General features: G+C 66.2%; 15 protein-coding genes. 12 read left to right on the top strand and 3 right to left on the bottom strand.

Annotated elements, in window-relative coordinates; translation table 11 throughout:
• Nucleotides 1-495, top strand: a complete 495-nt coding sequence (locus JOF45_RS06765; RefSeq protein WP_210048676.1) for a GNAT family N-acetyltransferase — start codon at nt 1-3, stop codon at nt 493-495.
• A 214-nt stretch (nt 496-709) separates the two neighbouring features.
• Nucleotides 710-1,936, top strand: coding sequence for a TerC family protein (locus JOF45_RS06760; RefSeq protein ID WP_210048675.1), 1,227 nt, complete (start codon nt 710-712; stop codon nt 1,934-1,936).
• Here the strand turns inward: JOF45_RS06760 and JOF45_RS06755 are convergent.
• Genes JOF45_RS06755 through JOF45_RS06745 form a run of 3 tightly spaced genes read right to left on the bottom strand, consistent with a single transcriptional unit; the run spans nt 1,866 to nt 6,438 of the window.
• Nucleotides 1,866-3,212, bottom strand: a complete 1,347-nt coding sequence (locus JOF45_RS06755) for an alpha/beta fold hydrolase (protein WP_210048674.1) — start codon at nt 3,210-3,212, stop codon at nt 1,866-1,868. The two genes, JOF45_RS06760 and JOF45_RS06755, sit on opposite strands and share 71 nt — an antisense overlap.
• On the bottom strand, nt 3,209-5,776 hold the full coding sequence (locus JOF45_RS06750; protein ID WP_342591423.1) for a DEAD/DEAH box helicase: 2,568 nt from the start codon (nt 5,774-5,776) through the stop codon (nt 3,209-3,211). The genes JOF45_RS06755 and JOF45_RS06750 overlap by 4 nt, the downstream gene beginning before the upstream one ends.
• Nucleotides 5,773-6,438: an MBL fold metallo-hydrolase gene (locus JOF45_RS06745; RefSeq protein ID WP_210048672.1), complete on the bottom strand. Its 666-nt coding sequence runs from the start codon at nt 6,436-6,438 to the stop codon at nt 5,773-5,775. Before JOF45_RS06745 ends, JOF45_RS06750 begins: the two co-directional genes overlap by 4 nt.
• Nucleotides 6,439-6,575: 137 nt before the next feature.
• On the opposite strand from JOF45_RS06745, the gene uvrA reads away from it, so the two are divergent.
• From uvrA to tpiA, 10 genes are all read left to right on the top strand, one after another.
• Nucleotides 6,576-9,482, top strand: coding sequence for an excinuclease ABC subunit UvrA (uvrA, locus tag JOF45_RS06740; protein WP_342591422.1), 2,907 nt, complete (start codon nt 6,576-6,578; stop codon nt 9,480-9,482).
• 43 nt (nt 9,483-9,525) lie between these two features.
• Nucleotides 9,526-10,209 (top strand): lysophospholipid acyltransferase family protein, encoded by a 684-nt coding sequence (locus JOF45_RS06735; protein WP_378579079.1) that lies wholly within the window; start codon nt 9,526-9,528, stop codon nt 10,207-10,209.
• 4 nt (nt 10,210-10,213) lie between these two features.
• Entirely contained in the window at nt 10,214-12,124 is a 1,911-nt protein-coding gene (gene uvrC, locus JOF45_RS06730; RefSeq protein WP_210048670.1) for an excinuclease ABC subunit UvrC, read from the top strand.
• Nucleotides 12,125-12,137: 13 nt separating this feature from the next.
• The gene (gene rapZ / locus JOF45_RS06725) at nt 12,138-13,037 is read left to right on the top strand and encodes an RNase adapter RapZ (RefSeq protein ID WP_210048669.1); all 900 of its coding nucleotides are present in this window, start codon (nt 12,138-12,140) and stop codon (nt 13,035-13,037) included.
• Nucleotides 13,038-13,040: 3 nt separating this feature from the next.
• On the top strand, nt 13,041-14,033 hold the full coding sequence (locus JOF45_RS06720; protein WP_210048668.1) for a gluconeogenesis factor YvcK family protein: 993 nt from the start codon (nt 13,041-13,043) through the stop codon (nt 14,031-14,033).
• Nucleotides 14,034-14,145: 112 nt separating this feature from the next.
• Nucleotides 14,146-15,126 (top strand): DNA-binding protein WhiA, encoded by a 981-nt coding sequence (gene whiA, locus JOF45_RS06715; RefSeq protein ID WP_210048667.1) that lies wholly within the window; start codon nt 14,146-14,148, stop codon nt 15,124-15,126.
• 137 nt (nt 15,127-15,263) lie between these two features.
• A complete protein-coding gene (locus JOF45_RS06710; protein WP_210048666.1) occupies nt 15,264-15,887 on the top strand; it encodes a superoxide dismutase in 624 nt (207 codons plus the stop codon).
• 147 nt (nt 15,888-16,034) lie between these two features.
• Entirely contained in the window at nt 16,035-17,042 is a 1,008-nt protein-coding gene (gene gap / locus JOF45_RS06705) for a type I glyceraldehyde-3-phosphate dehydrogenase (RefSeq protein WP_210048665.1), read from the top strand.
• Nucleotides 17,043-17,199: 157 nt separating this feature from the next.
• On the top strand, nt 17,200-18,441 hold the full coding sequence (locus JOF45_RS06700; RefSeq protein ID WP_210048664.1) for a phosphoglycerate kinase: 1,242 nt from the start codon (nt 17,200-17,202) through the stop codon (nt 18,439-18,441).
• A gap of 23 nt (nt 18,442-18,464) precedes the next feature.
• Nucleotides 18,465-19,280 (top strand): triose-phosphate isomerase, encoded by an 816-nt coding sequence (gene tpiA, locus JOF45_RS06695; RefSeq protein WP_210048663.1) that lies wholly within the window; start codon nt 18,465-18,467, stop codon nt 19,278-19,280.
• The last annotated feature ends 88 nt before the right edge of the window (nt 19,281-19,368 follow it).

Raw genomic sequence — 19,368 nt, 5'->3', positions numbered from 1 at the left:
ATGCCCCAGGCGGCGCGCCTCCTCGAGCTCTCCGACGTCGAGGAGCTCACCGAACTGCTGCGTGTGAACCGGAACTTCCTCGCGCCCTGGTCGCCTGCCTGGGATGACGAGTTCTTCACTGGGGAACGACAGCGGGAACTGGCCCAGGACGCCCTGGGGCTGCACCAGGCGGGTTCCATGGTGCCGTGGGTGATCTGTGACGAGCGCGGCCGGATCGCCGGGCGGCTGAACCTGAACGGCATCGTGCGCGGTGCGCTTCAGTCCGCGGCTGTGGGCTACTGGGTGGGGGAGCAGTTCAACGGCCAGGGACTGGCCGGCTGTGCCGTCGCTGAGGCGGTGGTCTATAGCCGGGATGTGCTGGGCCTGCACCGGCTGCAGGCAGAGACTCTGGTGCACAACATCGCCTCCCAGCGGGTGCTGGAGACGAACGGTTTCTCCCGCTACGGGATGGCCCCGGAGTACCTGAAGATCGACGGAGCCTGGCAGGACACCTGATGTATCAGCGCATCCTCTTCTGACCCGCTGGCGCTTCTGAGAAACAGGAGTATCCTGGAGCAACGCGGGGGAGTATCCCTTCTGCGCTGTGGACGTCATCACGTGGGGCACCGATGCTTCGCCGGACACAGCGGGTCTGTACCGGCAGGAGCCTGCCGAGCCGGACGGAGAGACTCGCGACGATGCCGCACACCGTCGCGAAAGGTCCATATCCATGGAGATCACTCCACTCCTCTGGGGCGTCACCCTCACTCTCATCATCGGGCTGCTGCTCTTCGACTACGTCTTCCACGTGCGCAAGGCCCATACCCCCACTATTCGTGAGGCGGCCGTCTGGTCCTCGGTCTATATCGGGATCGCTCTGGTCTTCGGTCTGATCTTCTTCGCCGCCGGCGACCATCAGCACGCGGTGGAGTACTACGCCGGCTACCTGACCGAGAAGGCGCTGAGCGTGGACAACCTCTTCGTCTTCCTGGTCATCATGGCCTCCTTCAAGGTGCCCCGCGAGTACCAGCAGAAGGTTCTGCTCTTCGGGATCACCTTCGCTCTCATCTCGCGCACTGCCTTCATCTTCTTGGGCGCAGCGATCATCGAACGCTGGTCCGATGTCTTCTACCTCTTCGGGCTGGCGCTGCTGCTGGTGGCCGGCCAGCAGCTGCGCGGCGAGCTGACCGGGGACAAAGACGGCAAGGACGAGGCCGACAACATCATGATCCGGCTGGCCACCCGTGTCCTGCCCAGTTCGGAGGAGTACGACGGCGACCGGCTCGTCACACGCGTGGACGGCAGGCGGCTCATGACACCGATGCTGCTGGTGATGGTGGCCATCGGCGCCACCGATCTGCTCTTCGCCTTCGACTCCATCCCGGCGATCTTCGGCCTGACCCAGGAGCCCTACATCGTCTTCACCGCCACGGCCTTCTCCCTGATGGGTCTGCGGCAGCTGTACTTCCTGATTGACGGGCTGCTGGATCGCCTGGTCTACCTGTCCTTCGGCCTGGCGGCCATCCTCGGCTTCATCGGCGTCAAGCTCATCCTCCATGCCCTGCACGAGAACAACCTGCCGTTCGTCAACGAGGGCCAGAACGTCCCGATCCAGGAGATACCTACGCTGGTCTCACTGGCGGTCATCGTGGTGATCCTCGCGGTGACCGTTGCGGTCTCACTGCTCAGCCCCAAGGGACGTGCGCTGCGGGCCCTGCAGAACGCCGAGCGCTATGCCTATCGCTACACGATGCTGGCTGAGGACGCCCCGGAGGAGCAGCGTCAGGCGGCTGCGGAGCGCATGGACCGGTGGACCTCAGCGGCGGAGCGGGTCTCTGAGAAGCACCGTGATGACCTGTTGGATCATAAGGACAGGTACTCGGCGATCATCCGCGAGGCTTATGAGGCCCGGTCCGCCGCAGAAGCTCGGAGAAGATCCGGGCACCGTCCTCACTGATCCCGTCATGGTGGAACTCGTCGGTCTCCCAGACCTGCAGGTTCGCCACGGTGTCAGCTGTCTCCAGGCTGAGCTCGCGCGCCACGAAGACATCATCGGTGTAGACCGCAGCCGCGGCGGGCACTGTGTTGCGCCTCAGCTGCTCCACGTCATAGAGCCGCCCCCAATCCTCGACGCCGGCCAGGCACTCCGCGGCCTCGGCCAGCGGTGCCAGGGCCGGATCCGAGACGACATGCTCGCGCAGGATCATCTCACCCAGCAGCAGGGGAGACTCCGCCTCAGGCGAGAACTCCGGGAACTGCTGCCGGACCCGCTCAGCGGCCCATCCGGTGTCCCCACGCCCACCGGTCAGCTCAGCGGGCTGGCCATAGATCGACTCATGGACCACGGCATAGAGCGGATTGGTCGCACAGGAGATCTGCGCTGCGACGCCGGCCAGGAAGGTGTCGCTGAGCTCAGTGCAGTCAGGGTCGATGAAGGCTTCCTCCAGCAGGTAGTGCAGAGCATCGATCCGTGTATTGCCGCCCAGGAGCATCCCCAGCAGCTGCAGCCGCGGGACGGTGAGTTCGCTGCCGTCGGGGAGTCGGACCGGATCGCCCTCGGCGGCGCTGCGGCGCAGGTGCTCGACCACTGCGTCCAGACGCCGGCGGTCCTCTGGAAAACGCCGGAAGTACTCCGCGTTGCGGGCGGCCATCTTCGCATAGGTGTGCTCATAGACCCGGTCGGCATGGCCGGTCAGCGGTGCCAGTCCGCCGGACAGCAGCGCACGGTCCAGCGAGTGCGGGAAGAAGGAGAGGTAGGTCAGCGTGCAGAACCCGCCGAAGCTCTGCCCCAGGACGCTCCAGGAGCTCAGCCCGAGGTGCTCACGGAAGGCCTCGGCGTCGCGGATGATGCTCTCAGCCCGGAAGTGACGCAGATAGGCGGCCTGATCCTGGGGATCCTTCCGACCCAGGCTCTGCCGGTTCAGCGGTGTGGACAGACCTGTGCCGCGCTGGTCGAGCATGAGGATGCGGAAGTCCTTCGCCGCCTCCTGCATCCACCCCGAGAGCCGGGTCGGACGGCTGCCCTTGCCGCCCGGTCCACCCTGGAGGAAGAGCAGCCAGGGGAGCGCGGCCGTCTGCTCGGGCGTGTGCTCCGCGCCGCGGAACTCCCGGGCGTAGACGCTGATGCGCTCGCCGTCGGGATCCTCCCAGTCCAGGGGGACCTCGATCCGGTGATCGGTGACGGCGGTCCCGTCCAGCAGGGTGCGGCTCTCCGCGTGCCCGGCGATGTTCATGCGGCTCCTCTCAGCTCACCCACACGGTCCATGATCACCGCGGGAGCGCCGGACTCGTCGGAGGCGGTCAGATCGATCCAGGCGTGGATGCCCCAATCGTGATTGCCCTCGGCATCATCGAGGACCTGGACGGCATACCACCATGACCTCTGCGGATCCGGAGTCTCCGTCGGGTTCTGCTGGATGCGTATCAGTCCGGGCCCACGGGAGGACGCATCGGTGAAGACGTCGTCGTAGATCTCGAAGAAGGCATCCATCGCCTCGCCCCACCGGTCCGCATCCCAGCCGTGCTCGCCGTCGAGCTCCTCCAGTCGGCGCTCCTTCTCCTCCGCGAAGAGCTCGGCGCGCAGGAACATCGCATTGCGCACCATCACGGTGAAGGCGCGGCTGTTGGCGGTGACCCGATCGGGCTGATCCATCTGGACGATGTCCTGCTCCTTGGCGACCAGCTCTGCGAGCTTCTGCGGGTCATCGCCGGCGCTGAGCCGCTCCCACTCCTCCAGCAGAGAGTTGTCGGTCTGGCGCACCACTTCGCCCAGCCATTCGACCAGATCCTCGAGCTCATCGGTGGTCTTGGACTCAGGAACCGTCTGACGCAGCGCCTTATACGCATCCGAGAGGTAGCGCAGCAGCACGCCTTCCGAACGGGCGATCCCGTAATGGTTGACCATGTCGGTGAAGCCGAAGGCACGCTCGAGCATATCCCGGACCACCGACTTCGGCTTCAGCTCCTGATCGGCCACCCACGGCGCCCCTGAGCGGTAGACCTCGAACTGCTGATTGAGCAGATCCGCCAGGGGCTGCGGATGCGTGAGCTCATCGAGGATGCGCATCCGCTCCACATAGTCCACGCCCTCTGCCTTGAGCTCGCCGAGCCGCTCCGACTTCAGCTTCTTCACCTGGGCGCCGGTGATCTGGTGCGGAGTCTCCAGGATGGACTCGATCACGCTGATCACATCCAGTGCGTAGGAGGCCGTGCCGGGCGCGCCCGGGGTGTCCTCCGGATCCAGCAGATCCAAGGCGGCCATGGCGAAGGGGGCCAGCGGCTGATTCAGCGCGAAGTCGTCCTGCAGGTCCAGGGTCAGGTCCACGGTCCGGCCGTCGTCGTCGGGCTCGTCCAGGCGCTCCAGCACTCCTGCGGTCAGCAGCTCGCGCAGGATCTGAAGACCGCGCCGCTGCAGCTGAGCCTTGCGCACCGGCGTCTCATCCGAGGCCAGGATCATCCGGCGCATCGCGGCGATGGGATCCTCCGGACGCTCCAACAGGTGCAGGACCACGGCGTAGCTGATCTGCATGCGCGAGACCATCGGCTCGGGCTGCGCCTCGATCAGCCGTTCGAAGCTCTTCTCGCTCCAGGAGACGAAGCCCTCCGGAGGTCGCTTCTTCGGCGAAGACTTCACGGCCTGCGCGACCTTCTTCTCGTCCCCGCCGTGCTTGGCCCGGGCCTTGGCGAGCATCGCCTCGTTCTCGATCACATGCTCAGGGGCCGGGACCACCACAGTTCCGGAGGTGTCATAGCCGGCGCGTCCGGCACGGCCGGCGATCTGATGGAATTCGCGGGCGTTGAGCTGCCGGGTGCGCTCGCCGTCGAATTTGCTCAGCGCGGTCAGCAGCACAGTACGGATGGGAACGTTGATCCCGACGCCGAGGGTGTCGGTGCCGCAGATGACCTTCAGCAGGCCCTCCTGGGCCAGCTGCTCGACCAGCCGCCGATACTTCGGCAGCATGCCGGCGTGGTGGACTCCGATCCCGGAGCGCAGAAGCCGGTTCAGCGTCTTGCCGAAGCCCTTGGCGAAGCGGAAGGTCTCCAGGCGCTTCCGGATGCGCTCCTTGTCCTCTTTGGAGAGGACGTTGAGCGAAGCCAATCCGGCGGCACGCTCAGCGGCTTCGCGCTGGGAGAAGTGGACCACGTAGACCGGAGCCTGACGCGTGGAGACCAGCTCCTCCAGCTTGGCCTGCAGAGGCGTGGTGGAGTACTCGAAGTGCAGCGGAACGGGACGCTCCGCACTGGTCACGGTGACCACGTCGCGGCCGGTGCGTTCGGCGATCCGCTGTTCGAAGCGGCTGGTGTCGCCCAAGGTCGCCGACATGAGTAGGAACTGCGCCTGCGGCATCTCGATCAGCGGCACCTGCCAGGCCCACCCGCGCTGAGGTTCGGCATAGAAGTGGAACTCGTCCATGATGACCGGTCCCACATCGGCCTCGGCGCCGTCCCGCAGCGCCTCGTTGGCCAGGATCTCGGCGGTGCAGCAGATGATGGGGGCCTCGGCGTTGACCGACGAGTCGCCGGTGACCATGCCGACCTTCTCGGCGCCGAAGATCTCCACCAGCGAGAAGAACTTCTCAGAGACCAGCGCCTTGATCGGAGCGGTGTAGACGCTGCGCTGACCACGCTCGAGGGCCAGGAAGTGGGCGGCGGCGGCCACCATCGACTTTCCTGATCCGGTGGGGGTGGCCATGATGACGTGATGGCCTTCGGCCAGCTCCAGGACAGCGTCCTCTTGGGCCGGGTAGAGGGTGATGCCGCGGGATTCGACCCAGGAGTGGAACTTCTCGAGGGTCACCAGCCGCGCTCCCGCCACTCGGCGAGCTTGGGTCGCTCTGCGCCGAGAGTGGTGGGGTCGCCGTGGCCGGGATGGACGATGGTGTCGTCGTCGTAGACGGAGAAGATGCGTTCCTCCACATCGTCGATCAGCTGCCCGAAGTCCGCCTCGGAGAAGGTCTTGCCCACGCCGCCCGGGAACAGGGAGTCGCCGGTGAACAGATGGGTGGGGTCGTCCTCGACCGGGTAGACGAAGGCCACGGAGCCCGGAGTGTGGCCGCGCAGGTGGATCACGTCGAGGCTGATGCCGTCATAGCTGACGACGTCTCCGTGCTGCAGCCGGGTGGAGATCTCCACGTCCTTGTCCTCTTCGATGGCCTCGGCATCGGGTTCGCCGGCGGCCAGCGCGACGCCGGGCTGAGCGAGCTCGGCGAGGGCGCGGATGTGGTCCCAGTGCTGGTGCGTGGTGAGCACCGCGTGCAGGCCGGGGGAGCAGGGGGTGTCGGCGCCGGCCTCAGCCATCATCGATCGGATGGCCGCGGCGTCGTCGGCCGCATCGATGAGTACCTGAACCCCTGACTTCTTTGCGGTGAGCAGGTACACGTTGTTGCTCATCTCGGAGACTGAGATGCGCCGCACTGTGACGGCGGGGAGATCGTGAATCAGGGAACTGTCCGTGGCCATGACCGCCAGTCTATGGTCTGGCGCAGAAGCTGGGCCACCTTCGAAGGTCCGTGAGCAGACCAGGACGCTGTCCTCCGGCAGGCCGCCCATCGATCGAATGTTTGTTCGAAGCCGTCAGTGCGCTTAGACTTGTGCGCGTGTCTGAGACTAGAGCTGAAGCGACCCAGATCGTGGTGCAGGGTGCTCGCGAGCATAACCTGAAGGACGTCGCGGTGGAGCTGCCGCGCAACTCCTTCATCGTCTTCACCGGACTCTCCGGATCAGGGAAGTCCTCGCTCGCCTTCGACACCATCTTCGCCGAGGGGCAGCGCCGCTATGTCGAGTCCCTCTCTGCCTACGCCCGGCAGTTCCTCGGGCGTGTGGACAAGCCGGACATCGACTTCATCGAGGGTCTCTCTCCGGCAGTCTCCATCGATCAGAAGTCGACCTCGCGCAACCCCCGCTCCACCGTGGGCACGGTCACGGAGATCCACGACTACCTGCGTCTGCTGTGGGCGCGCATCGGCGTGCCGCACTGCCCGGTCTGCGGGGAGAAGATCGACCGGCAGACACCGCAGCAGATCGTGGACCAGGTGCTCTCCTTTCCGGAGAAGACCCGCTTCCAGGTGCTGGCGCCGGTGGTCCGCGGCCGCAAAGGCGAGTTCAAGGACCTGTTCCGCGACCTGGCCGGCCAAGGGTTCGCCCGCGCGGTCGTCGACGGCGAGGTCATCCAGCTCAACGAGCCGCCCACGTTGGAGAAGCAGTACAAGCACACCATCGATGTGGTCATCGATCGCCTGGTCATCCGCGAGGGGATGCGGCAGCGTCTGACCGATTCGGTGGAGACCGCGCTGAAGCTGGCCGAGGGTCGTGTGGTCGTGGATCTGGTGGATCTGGACCAGGACGGGACGCCGTCGGATCTGGAGAGGGTCCCTGAGGGGCTCACCGGACCCAAGCTCCGGTCCTTCTCCGAGAACCTCGCCTGCCCGAATGAGCATCCGCTGGAGATCGACGAGATCGAGCCCCGGTCCTTCTCCTTCAACTCTCCCTTCGGCGCCTGCCAGACCTGCTCCGGCATCGGGTCGCGCCTGGAGGTGGACCCGGACCTGGTGGTGCCTGACGATTCGCTGTCCCTCGAGGACGGCGCCATCGCACCGTGGGCCATGGGTAAGGGCACGAAGGAGTACTGGCTGCGCATCATGGGTGGGCTGGCCGCTGAGCTGGACTTCTCCCTGCGCACACCATGGAAGGACCTGTCCAAGAAGGTCCAGAAGGCGCTGCTGCACGGGCGCAACTACAAGGTCACCGTCCAGTACCGGAACCGGTGGGGCCGCGAACGCCGCTACTCCACGGGCTTCGAGGGAGTCATCGGCTACATCGCCCGTAAGCACGAAGAGGTCGAGTCGGACAACGCGCGCGACCGCTACGAGCAGTACATGCGCGAGATCCCCTGCCCCGACTGCGACGGTCAGCGGCTGAACTCCGCCTCCCTCTCGGTGCTCGTGGAGGGACGCTCCATCGCCGATATCGCCCGTCTGCCCCTGGACGAGACGGCGGAGTTCTTCCGCGCGATGACCCTCTCGGCCCGGGACGCTCAGATCGCCGACCAGGTGCTGAAGGAGATCCACGCCCGCCTGGACTTCCTGCTCGACGTCGGGCTGGGCTATCTCAACCTGGAGCGCGCCGCCGGCACACTCTCCGGCGGCGAGGCCCAGCGCATCCGGCTGGCGACCCAGATCGGCTCCGGCCTGGTGGGGGTGCTCTATGTGCTCGATGAGCCCTCCATCGGCCTGCACCAGCGGGACAACACACGGCTGATCCAGACGCTGACCCGGCTGCGTGATCTCGGAAACACACTCATCGTGGTCGAACACGATGAGGACACCATCGCCGAGGCCGACTGGATCGTGGACATCGGCCCCGGGGCGGGGGAGCGCGGGGGTGAGATCGTCCATTCCGGCTCCGTGCAGGGCCTGCGGGACAATCAGAAGTCCATCACCGGTGACTACCTCTCCGGACGCCGGAGCATCGCCGTGCCTGCTGAGCGACGTCCCCTGGACCCTGAGCGCAGCCTGCGGATCGTCGAAGCCTATGAGAACAACCTGCAGAACGTCTCTGCGGACATCCCGCTGGGAGTCTTCCTCGCGGTCACCGGCGTCTCCGGGTCCGGCAAGTCCACCCTGATCAACGAGATCCTCTACAAGTCGTTGGCCAATCGGCTCAACAACGCCAAGCAGGTCCCGGGCCGCCACCGGCGCATCGACGGGGTGGATCACCTGGACAAGATCATCCATGTGGACCAGAGCCCCATCGGTCGGACCCCGCGGTCCAACCCAGCCACCTACACCGGGGTCTTCGACCACATCCGCAAGCTCTTCGCCGAGACGCAGGAGGCCAAGACCCGCGGATACCAGCCCGGCCGCTTCTCCTTCAACATCAAGGGCGGCCGCTGCGAGTCCTGCTCGGGCGACGGCACGCTGAAGATCGAGATGAACTTCCTCCCGGACGTCTACGTGCCCTGCGAGGTCTGCCAGGGAGCCCGCTACAACCGGGAGACCCTCGAGGTCCTCTACAAGGGCAAGTCCATCGCCGAGGTCCTGGACATGCCGATCGAGGAGGCCGCAGAGTTCTTCTCCGCCTTCGCTCCCATCGCTCGGCATCTGAACACCTTGGTCGACGTCGGGCTGGGCTATGTCCGTCTGGGCCAGGCGGCCACTACGCTCTCCGGGGGAGAGGCTCAGCGCGTGAAGCTGGCCACCGAGCTGCAGAAGCGATCCAACGGCCGCTCCATCTACGTGTTGGACGAGCCCACCACCGGGCTGCACTTCGAGGACATCCGCAAGCTGCTCAACGTCCTCCAGGGTCTGGTGGACAAGGGCAACACTGTGGTGACCATCGAGCACAATCTGGACGTCATCAAATCTGCCGACTGGCTCATCGACCTGGGTCCGGAAGGCGGCACCGGAGGTGGTCGCATCCTGGTGGAGGGAACACCCGAACATGTGGCCCGCACGGCGGAGGAGACCGGTTCCCATACCGGTGCCTTCCTCAAGCCGTTGTTATGATTCCGTGGTGAGTTCAGCAGAGGAAGCATCCGGTGAGACGCCTGTGGTCACCCACAGCGCCATCCGTAAGACCTTCGCGGGAGTCGTGCGGGTCTCCTGCCGGCCGGTCATCACCGGACTCGACCACGTGCCCGCCGACGGCGGGTTCATCGTGGCGTCGAACCACCTCTCCTTCCTGGACTCCGTGCTCATCCAGGCTCTCTCGCCGCGGCCGGTGAGCTTCTTCGCCAAGGCTGAGTACTTCACCCAGCCCGGCCTGAAGGGCCGGGCCATGAAGATCTTCTTCGAGTCGGTGGGATCGGTGCCTGTGGAGCGTGACCGCAAAGCCGCCTCTGTGGAAGCTCTGCACGGGCTCGGGCGCATCGCCTCTCGGGGTCACGGCGTCGGGATCTACCCGGAGGGGACCCGCAGCCGTGACGGGAAGCTCTACCGGGGCAAGACCGGGGTGGGCTGGCTGGCCGTGGCCACCGGGCTTCCCGTGGTCCCGGTCGGGCTGAAGGGGACTGAGCATCTGCAGGCCGCGGACTCCTCGGCCATCCGCCCGCACCGGTTCGAGATGCGTGTGGGCGAGCCGCTCCGGTTCGAGAAGCTGGGGGAGAAGCATCCTCTGCCCGCCCGCCGGCAGGCCACTGCGCAGATCATGGACGCCATTGCCGAGCTCTCCGGGCAGGAGCGGGTGGACCGTTACAACAGCCCGCCGGCCGGTGGGAGCGAGGCCGGCGACTGAACTGATGGCTGATCCCGCCTCCTACCGTCCCCAGCCGGGAGAGATTCCTACCTCTCCCGGGGTGTACCGCTTCCTGGATCCCCACGGCCGCGTGATCTATGTGGGCAAGGCCAAGAACCTGCGGTCCCGGCTGAACTCCTACTTCGCACGGGTGGCTTCGCTGCCCCCGAAGACCCACGCCATGGTCCACGCCGCCTCGCGGGTGGAATGGACCGTCGTGGGCTCTGAGCTCGAGGCGATCCAGCTGGAGTACACCTGGATCAAGCAGCACACGCCGCGGTTCAACATCATGTACCGGGATGACAAGTCCTATCCCTACCTCGCGGTCACGATGAATGAGAAATTCCCGCGGGTCCAGGTCATGCGTGGAGACAAGAAGCCCGGAGTCCGCTACTTCGGGCCCTTCCACCCGGCCAAGGCCATCCGCGAGACGGTGGACACCATGCTGCGGGTCTTCCCGGTGCGCAGCTGCTCGGCCGGGGTCTTCCGCCGCGCCCAGGCCTCCGGGCGTCCCTGCCTGCTGGGCTACATCGACAAATGCTCGGCACCGTGCGTGGGCAACATCTCCGAGGAGGACCACCGTGCACTGGCCGAGGAATTCGTGGAGGTCATGGCAGGCCGCCCGGGTCCGCATATGCGCCGGATCGAACAGCAGATGAAGGGCGCGGTCTCTGAGCTGCGCTATGAGGATGCAGCCCGGTACCGCGATGATCTGGAAGCGCTGCGCCGCGTCTTCGAGCGCAACGCAGTGGTGCTCTCCGAGGACACCGACGCCGACATCTTCGCCTTCGCCGAGGATGAGCTGGAGGCTGCCGCTCAGGTCTTCCACGTCCGTCAGGGACGCATCCGCGGCCAGCGCGGCTGGGTGGTGGAGAAGGTGGAGGAGACCGACGCCGGTGCAATGGTCGAGCAGCTGCTCCTGCAGGTATACGGAGCGATCCCGGACACTGAGCGGATCCCCCGCGAGGTCCTGGTGCCTGAGCTGCCGGAGAACGCCGAGGAGATCAGCACCTGGCTGCGCCAGCTGCGCGGGGCACGGGTGGATCTGCGCGTGCCTCAGCGCGGCGACAAGGCTTCTCTGCTGGGCACGGTCAATGAGAATGCTGACCAGGCTCTGGCTCTGCACAAGGCGCGGCGCAGCTCTGACATCACCACCCGCTCGGCGGCCCTGCGGGAGCTGCAGGAGTCCCTCGGGGCCCCGGAGCCCCTGCTGCGCATCGAATGCTTCGACATCTCGCACACCGGAGGCACCAACGTCGTGGCCTCCATGGTGGTGCTCGAGGACGGGCTGCCCAAGAAGAAGGACTACCGCCGCTTCTCCATCGGGGGTGAGGCTGCCCGGGATGACACCTCAGCCATGCACGATGTCATCACGCGGCGCTTCTCCCGCTATCTGAAGGAGCAGGCTGAGTCCGGCGACCCCGCCCAGCTCTCCGGAGAGGTGGATCCTGAGGCGGAGGAGGAGCGCGGCCGCTTCGCCTATCCGCCGTCGTTGGTGGTGGTCGACGGCGGGCAGCCGCAGGTCAACGCGGCCGCCGCCGCGCTGGAAGAGCTGGGCATCACCGATATGCCGGTGGTCGGGCTGGCCAAGCGGCTCGAGGAGATCTGGCTTCCCGACGACGACTTTCCGCTCGTGCTGCCGCGCAGCTCCGAGGCGCTGTACATGCTCCAGCGGATCCGCGACGAAGCCCACCGCTTCGCCATCGCGTATCACCGCTCCAAGCGTTCTCAGCAGATGACCTCCTCGGCCCTGGACGATGTGCCCGGGCTGGGGCCCAGTCGGCGTGCTGCCGTCGTCGAACACTTCGGCTCGGTGGCCAAGCTGCGCGAGGCCACTGCTGAGCAGGTGGCGGAGGTGCCCGGCATCGGTGCGGCGACGGCGCAGAAGATTCTCGACCACCTGCAGCAGGAATAGATAAGGTCTCCCTATGAGTAATGGTGATGCCCTGACCCCGGTGAAGCCTCCGGAGAACGAACTTCTGATCCTCACCGGGATGTCCGGGGCGGGGCGCACCACCGCAGCTCACGCGCTGGAAGACATGGGCTGGTACGTGGTGGAGGGGCTCCCGCCGGAGCTGATCACCACCATGATGGACATCATCGCCCGGCACCCCGGTTCGGTGGAGAAGCTCGCCGTCGTCCTCGATGTGCGCAGCCGCGGCCTGTTCAGCAACATTCAGGACGCCTTGGCCCAGGTGAAGGCCTCCGGCATCCACTACCGCATGCTCTTCCTGGACGCCTCCGACGAGCTGCTGGTCCGGCGCTTCGAACAGGGCCGCCGGCCTCATCCGCTGCAGGGCTCCGGGCGCATCCTGGACGGGATCACAGCAGAACGCGATCTGCTCCAGGAGATCAAAGCCGGAGCCGAAGTGGTCGTGGACACCACCTCGCTCAACGTCCACGGCCTGGCCCACGCGATGAATGAGCTCTTCGCCGCCGACGGCCCCGTCCAGCTGCGGCTGAACGTCATGAGCTTCGGCTTCAAGTACGGTGTGCCCGCCGATGCGAACTTCGTGGCCGACGTCCGCTTCATCCCCAACCCGCACTGGGTTCCTGAGCTGCGTCCGCTGACCGGCCAGGACGATGAGGTCCGGGACTATGTGCTGGAGAACCAGGGTGCCGGCGAATTCGTGGACCGCTACGTCGAAGCTCTGCTGCCGGTGCTGGAGGGCTACCGCCGGGAGAACAAGCACTACGCCACCCTTGCGGTGGGGTGCACCGGAGGCAAGCACCGCTCGGTGGCGATCTCGGAGGAGCTCGCCCGCCGTCTGGACCAGCTGCCTCACGTCACGGTCAATACGGTGCACCGGGACCTCGGACGGGAGTGAGGCGTGAAGAAATCCGTCTTCCGGGTCGCGGCCCTCGGCGGAGGCCATGGCCTCTCCGCCACGCTTGCGGCGCTGCGCATCATCGCTGCCGAACATCTGACCGCCATCGTCACGGTGGCCGACGACGGCGGCTCCTCCGGCCGGATCCGCCAGGACATGGACGTGCTGCCACCGGGCGATCTCCGGATGGCGCTGGCCGCGCTCTGCGATGACACCGAATGGGGCCGGACCTGGGCCCAGGTCATGCAGCACCGCTTCCGCTCCCGGGACGGGGTCACCGGAAGTCTGGACGATCACGCGATGGGCAACCTGCTGATCGTGGCCCTCTGGGAGCTGATCGGGGACCCCGTGGACGGGCTGCGCTGGGCGGGTGCGCTCCTCGGAGCCCGCGGCCAGGTGCTGCCCATGTCGCGCCAGCCGCTGACCATGTCGGGTCTGGTCCACCCTCCGGTCCACGAGCGTACCGAGCCGGGGGAGGAGGATGGCGCTCCGGTGCGCATCGGATCCCAGGTGGAACTCGCCAAGGCGGGGCGGATGGGTCGGCTCTCCGATGTGGAGATCCACCCGGCCCAGGCGCAGGCCTGTGTGGAGGCGGTCAGCGCCATCGAACTCAGCGACTGGGTGGTCTTCGGTCCGGGGTCCTGGTACACCTCTGTGCTGCCGCATCTGCTGCTGGAGGATATGCGGACTGCGCTGTATGAGACCGAGGCCAAGCGATGTATCGTGATGAACCTCATCGCGGAGACCGACGAGACGGCAGGCATGTCTCCGGCGGACCATCTCCGTGTGCTGCACCACTACGCCCCACAGATCCGGATCGACCGGGTCTTGGCCGACCCGGAGTCGGTGAAGCAGTCTGAGAGGGAGGAGTTCCAAGAGGTCGCCGCACAGATCGGAGCCCAGGTCGTCTATCAGGAGGTCCGCTCGACGGATCGTCCCGACGTCCATGACCCGCTGCGCCTGGCGATGGCGCTCCATGAGGTGTTCAACAGCTGACCAGGCTCTGCAGCAGCTGGGAGAACCCTGGAACAGGGCATTGAGACTCCCATCGGGGAATCCAGTAGCATAGCGGGGCTGACACAACCGGAAGACTCAGGGGATCGATCACATGGCGCTGACCGAATCGGTCAAGGAAGAGCTCTCCCGCCAAGAGGCGGAGACCACCTCCGAGCGGAAGGCAGAGGTCTCCTCGATGCTCCGCTTCGCCGGCGGGCTGCACATCATCTCCGGGCGCATCGTCATCGAGGCCGAACTCGACCACGCCGCCTCGGCGCGCCGCCTGCGTGCCGCCGTCGCAGAGGTCTATGGCCACGACAGCGAGATCATCGTGGTCTCGGGCAACGGACTGAAGAAGGGCTCCCGCTATGTGGTCCGTGTCGTGCGCGAGGGCGAGACCCTGGCGCGTCAGACGGGCCTGTTGGATGCCCGCGGCCGCCCCGTGCGGGGGCTTCCCTCCGTCATCGTCAACGGGTCGGTGGCTGACGCCGTCGCCGTCTGGCGGGGAGCATTCCTGGCCCATGGTTCGCTCACCGAGCCCGGCCGCTCCTCCTCGCTGGAGGTGACCTGCCCCGGTCCCGAGGCCGCACTGGCCCTGGTCGGCTCCGCCCGGCGCCTGGGCATCACGGCCAAGGCGCGCGAAGTGCGCAGCGTGGACCGGGTGGTCATCCGGGACGGAGACTCCATCGCCCAGCTGTTGACCCGCATGGGTGCTCACCAGACGCTGCTGGTCTGGGAGGAGCGTCGGATGCGCAAGGAGGTCCGCGCCACCGCCAACCGTCTGGCCAACTTCGACGACGCCAACCTCCGCCGTTCGGCCCAGGCCGCTGTCGCAGCAGGTGCGCGGGTGGAGCGGGCTCTGGAGATCCTCGGCGAGGACGTCCCGGATCACCTGAAGTACGCCGGAGAGCTGCGCCTGGCCCATAAGCAGGCTTCGCTGGATGAGCTGGGCCGACTGGCTGAGCCGCCGATGACCAAGGACGCCATCGCCGGCCGGATCCGCAGACTGCTGGCCATGGCGGATAAGAAGGCTTCTGATCTGGAGATTCCGGGCACGGAGGCCAATGTCACCCCCGACATGCTGGAGAACTGAGTCTCTGGCCGGAGGCTCTCGGCACAGGTGACTTCATCCCTGGGTGAACACTGGGTTCATAGTCCGTAGCGGTCTTTATGCCATCTGCCTCTGGGCATAGGATGAGGTGCGGAACTCATCTCACAAGGAGGAAGATCATGGCTGAGTACACCCTTCCGGAACTCGACTACGACTATGGCGCTCTGGAGCCCCACATCTCGGGCCGCATCATGGAGCTGCACCACTCCAAGCACCACAACACCTACGTGGGCGGCGCCAACACCGCGCTGGAGAAGCTGGCCGAGGCCCGCGAGAAGGAGGACTACGCCTCCACTCCGCTGCTGCTGAAGAACCTGCAGTTCAACCTGGGTGGTCACACCAACCACTCCATCTTCTGGAAGAACCTGACCCCCAACGGTCAGGGCCGTCCCGAAGGTGAGCTTGCCGCAGCCATCGACGAGTACTTCGGCTCCTTCGAGAAGTTCCAGGCGCAGTTCACCCAGGCCGCGCTGACCATCCAGGGCTCCGGCTGGGCGATCCTCGCCTACGAGCCCATCGGCGGCAACCTGGTGATCGAGCAGTTCTACGACCAGCAGAACGGTGTGCCGGTGGCCACCACCCCGCTGCTGATGCTGGACATGTGGGAGCACGCCTTCTACCTGGACTACCAGAACGTGAAGCCGGACTACGTCAAGGCCTTCTGGAACATCGTCAACTGGGACGACGTGGCCTCCCGCTTCGACTCGGCCCGCTCCGGCGCGGGCAAGCTGGTCACGCCTTGATCGACGTGACAGAATAGTGTGCGATAAATAAAAACTGCGTTCTACAGGCAACCTGAGAACAACGATGTTGTTGGGGGTCAGTGGGCACGGCACAAGCCGTCCTGCTGATCCCCAACGCATGTCTTGAGGCAAAACGAAAGGGAACATATGGCGACAAAGATCGCGATCAACGGTTTCGGGCGCATCGGCCGCAACGTCCTGCGTGTGCTGGAAGACCAGAACTCCGAGCTGGAGCTGGTGGCCATCAACGACCTCACCGACCCGAAGGCTCTGGTGACCCTGACCAAGTACGACTCCGTGCTGGGCCGTTTCCCTCAGGACGTCTCGCTGGACGGTGAGCACCTGGTGGTCGGAGACAAGAAGATCCGGCTGCTCTCGGACCGCGACCCGGCCAACCTGCCCTGGGGCGAGCTGGATGTGGACATCGTCATCGAGTCCACCGGTTTCTTCACCACCAAGGAGGCCGCAGGCAAGCACCTCGAGGCCGGTGCCAAGAAGGTCATCGTCTCCGCTCCGGCCAAGGGCGTGGACGGCACCTTCGTGCTGGGTATCAACGAGGAGACCTACGACGCCGAGAACCACACGGTCATCTCCAACGCCTCCTGCACCACCAACTGCCTGGCGCCGCTGGCCAAGGTCCTCAACGACGAGTTCGGCATCGTCGAGGGCCTGATGACCACCATCCACGCCTACACCGGTGACCAGCGCCTGCACGACGCACCGCACAGCGATGCACGCCGTGCCCGCGCAGCAGGCGTGAACATGGTGCCCACCTCCACCGGTGCCGCAGCGGCCATCGGGCTGGTCCTGCCGGAGATCGACGGCAAGCTGGACGGATTCGCCGTGCGCGTGCCCACCATCACCGGATCCGGCACGGACCTGACGGTGACCGTCGAGAAGGACGGGGTCACCGCAGAAGACGTCAACGCAGCCTTCAAGAAGGCGGCCGAGGGTTCGCTGAAGGGCGTCCTGTCCTACAACGAGGACCCGATCGTCTCCACCGACATCGTCGGCGACCCGCACGCCAGCATCTTCGACGCACCGCTGACCAAGGTCATCGGCAACACCGTCAAGGTCTTCTCCTGGTACGACAACGAGTACGGCTACTCCTCCCGTCTGGTGGAGATGGCCTCCTACGTCGGCGGCAAGCTCTGAGCGAGTCGGCCACAGCGCCTGTGACGGCGTGACACAGCGGGGTGTCCCGGGCTGCGGTCCGGGGCACCTCTTCTGTCTCTTGTGATTGGTAATGTGTAGGAAAGCGAGCCGGGGTCCCGGCTCAGCGCGAAGCGATGTGAAGGGAAGCTCGCGAACGATGACTGCCAGCAATACGCTCGATGCCCTGATCGAGGCCGGGATCTCCGGCCGTACAGTTCTGGTCCGCTCGGACCTCAACGTCCCGCTCGCGGAGGAGGACGGCACCCGAATCGTCACCGACGACGGCCGCATCCGTGCCTCTCTGCCGGTGTTGGAGAAGCTGGCCGCCGCCGGCGCCAAGGTCATCGTCACCGCTCACCTCGGTCGGCCCAAGGGCGAGCCCACCCCGGAGTTCTCCCTGGCCCCGGTGGCCGCCCGCATGGATGAGCTGACCGATGTCTCCATCCGTCGGGCCGAGGACCTGGTGGGCGAGTCTGCCGCCTCCGGCGCGGAATCCCTCGCCGAGGGCGAGATCCTGCTGCTGGAGAACGTGCGCTTCGACCCCCGTGAGACCTCCAAGGACGATGCCGAGCGCCAGGAGCTGGCCTCCGAACTGGCCGCGCTGGTCGGCGAGGGCGGTGCCTACGTCAACGACGCCTTCGGGGCCGTGCACCGCAAGCACGCCTCGGTCTACGACATCGCCGCGCAGCTTCCGGCCTATCAGGGTGACCTGGTGGCCACGGAGCTGAAGGTCCTGCAGCGGCTCACCGAGTCCCCTGAGCGCCCCTACACTGTGGTCCTCGGCGGATCCAAGGTCTCCGATAAGCTCGCCGTGATCGAGAATCTGATCCCCAAGGCTGATGCCCTGCTGATCGGCGGCGGCATGGTCTTCACCTTCGCCAAGGCGATGGGCTACGAGATCGGAAAGTCCCTGGTGGAGGAGGACAAGCTCCACACGGCGAAGGGCTTCGTGAAGCTGGCCGAGGAGAGCGGCTGCCGGCTGATCCTCCCCACCGACATCGTCATGGCCGCCTCCTTCGCCCCCGACGCCGAGCATGAGGTGCTGCCGGTGGGTGAGCTGGAGACCGGCAAGCACGGTGCCGAGGCGCTGGGTCTGGACATCGGTCCGGAGACTGCGCGGACCTTCGCCGAACAGATCAGGGCCTCCAAGACGATCTTCTGGAACGGCCCCATGGGCGTCTTCGAGATGGAGGCCTTCGCCGGAGGCACTGTCGCGATCGCTCAGGCGCTCACCGAGACCGAGGGCTTCACCGTGGTCGGCGGCGGCGACTCCGCAGCGGCGGTGCGCACCCTCGGCTTCGACGAGGAGGCCTTCGGCCACATCTCCACCGGCGGCGGTGCCAGCCTGGAGTACCTCGAGGGCAAGGACCTGCCCGGCATCGACGCCCTCACTGCCTGAACACTACGGAAGGACATCCTGATATGACCACCCAGAAGGACGGGACGTTCGTCCGTCGCCCGCTGATCGCCGGCAACTGGAAGATGAACATGGACCACATGCAGGCCATCGCCCTGGTCCAGAAGCTGGCATGGACCCTGGACGACGCGGGCCACGACTATGACCGCGTGCAGGTCTCGGTGTTCCCTCCGTTCACCGATCTGCGCGGAGTCCAGACCCTGGTCGCCGGGGACAAGCTCAGGATCGACTACGGCGCCCAGGACCTCTCGGACCAGGACTCCGGCGCCTACACCGGCGACATCTCCGGCCAGTTCCTGAACAAGCTGGGCTGCGGCCAGGTGCTCATCGGCCATTCGGAGCGCCGCGAGATCCACGCAGAGACCGACGAGCTGCTCAACTCCAAGATCCGTGCGGCGCTGCGTCATGGACTGGCTCCCATGCTCTGCGTGGGCGAGGGCCTGGAGATCCGCGAGTCCGGTCAGCACATCGAGCACACGCTGGCCCAGCTGGCTGAGGCCCTGAAGGGCCTCTCCGCAGAGGAGCTCTCCGAGCTGATCGTGGCCTATGAGCCCGTCTGGGCCATCGGCACGGGCAAGGTCGCCGGCCCGGAGGACGCTCAGGAGATGTCGGCGGCCATCCGCGCCAAGCTCGCTGAGCTCTACTCCCAGGAGTTCGCCGAGAGCATCCGGATCCTCTACGGCGGCTCCGTCAAGGCCAAGAACGTGGCCTCCATCCTCCAGGGCCCCGATGTCGACGGCGCCCTGGTGGGCGGCGCAAGCCTGGAGGCCGAAGAGTTCGCCAACATCGTCTCCTTCGAGAAGCATCTCGTCACGGAGTGAGTCCGACCGGCGCCGGGATGACGCCTCGCTCTGCGCGAGGCGTTATCCTGGTACCCGGTTCTTCTCCCGCTAGTCGTCACGAAAGGTC

Source organism: Nesterenkonia lacusekhoensis (assembly GCF_017876395.1).
Lineage (GTDB): Bacteria > Actinomycetota > Actinomycetes > Actinomycetales > Micrococcaceae > Nesterenkonia > Nesterenkonia lacusekhoensis.
The sequence above is the reverse complement of the archived record's forward strand: the minus strand, read 5'-3'. Positions and strand labels throughout refer to the sequence as shown.

Bases quoted from the DNA above. Each gene is read 5' to 3' on its own strand.
- uvrC (WP_210048670.1), top strand. From the start codon at position 10,214: ATGGCTGATCCCGCCTCCTACCGTCCCCAGCCGGGAGAGATTCCTACC.
- whiA (WP_210048667.1), top strand. From the start codon at position 14,146: ATGGCGCTGACCGAATCGGTCAAGGAAGAGCTCTCCCGCCAAGAGGCG.
- JOF45_RS06745 (WP_210048672.1), bottom strand. From the start codon at position 6,438: ATGGCCACGGACAGTTCCCTGATTCACGATCTCCCCGCCGTCACAGTG.
- JOF45_RS06710 (WP_210048666.1), top strand. From the start codon at position 15,264: ATGGCTGAGTACACCCTTCCGGAACTCGACTACGACTATGGCGCTCTG.
- JOF45_RS06755 (WP_210048674.1), bottom strand. From the start codon at position 3,212: ATGAACATCGCCGGGCACGCGGAGAGCCGCACCCTGCTGGACGGGACC.
- JOF45_RS06765 (WP_210048676.1), top strand. From the start codon at position 1: ATGCCCCAGGCGGCGCGCCTCCTCGAGCTCTCCGACGTCGAGGAGCTC.
- JOF45_RS06760 (WP_210048675.1), top strand. From the start codon at position 710: ATGGAGATCACTCCACTCCTCTGGGGCGTCACCCTCACTCTCATCATC.
- rapZ (WP_210048669.1), top strand. From the start codon at position 12,138: ATGAGTAATGGTGATGCCCTGACCCCGGTGAAGCCTCCGGAGAACGAA.
- tpiA (WP_210048663.1), top strand. From the start codon at position 18,465: ATGACCACCCAGAAGGACGGGACGTTCGTCCGTCGCCCGCTGATCGCC.
- JOF45_RS06700 (WP_210048664.1), top strand. From the start codon at position 17,200: ATGACTGCCAGCAATACGCTCGATGCCCTGATCGAGGCCGGGATCTCC.
- gap (WP_210048665.1), top strand. From the start codon at position 16,035: ATGGCGACAAAGATCGCGATCAACGGTTTCGGGCGCATCGGCCGCAAC.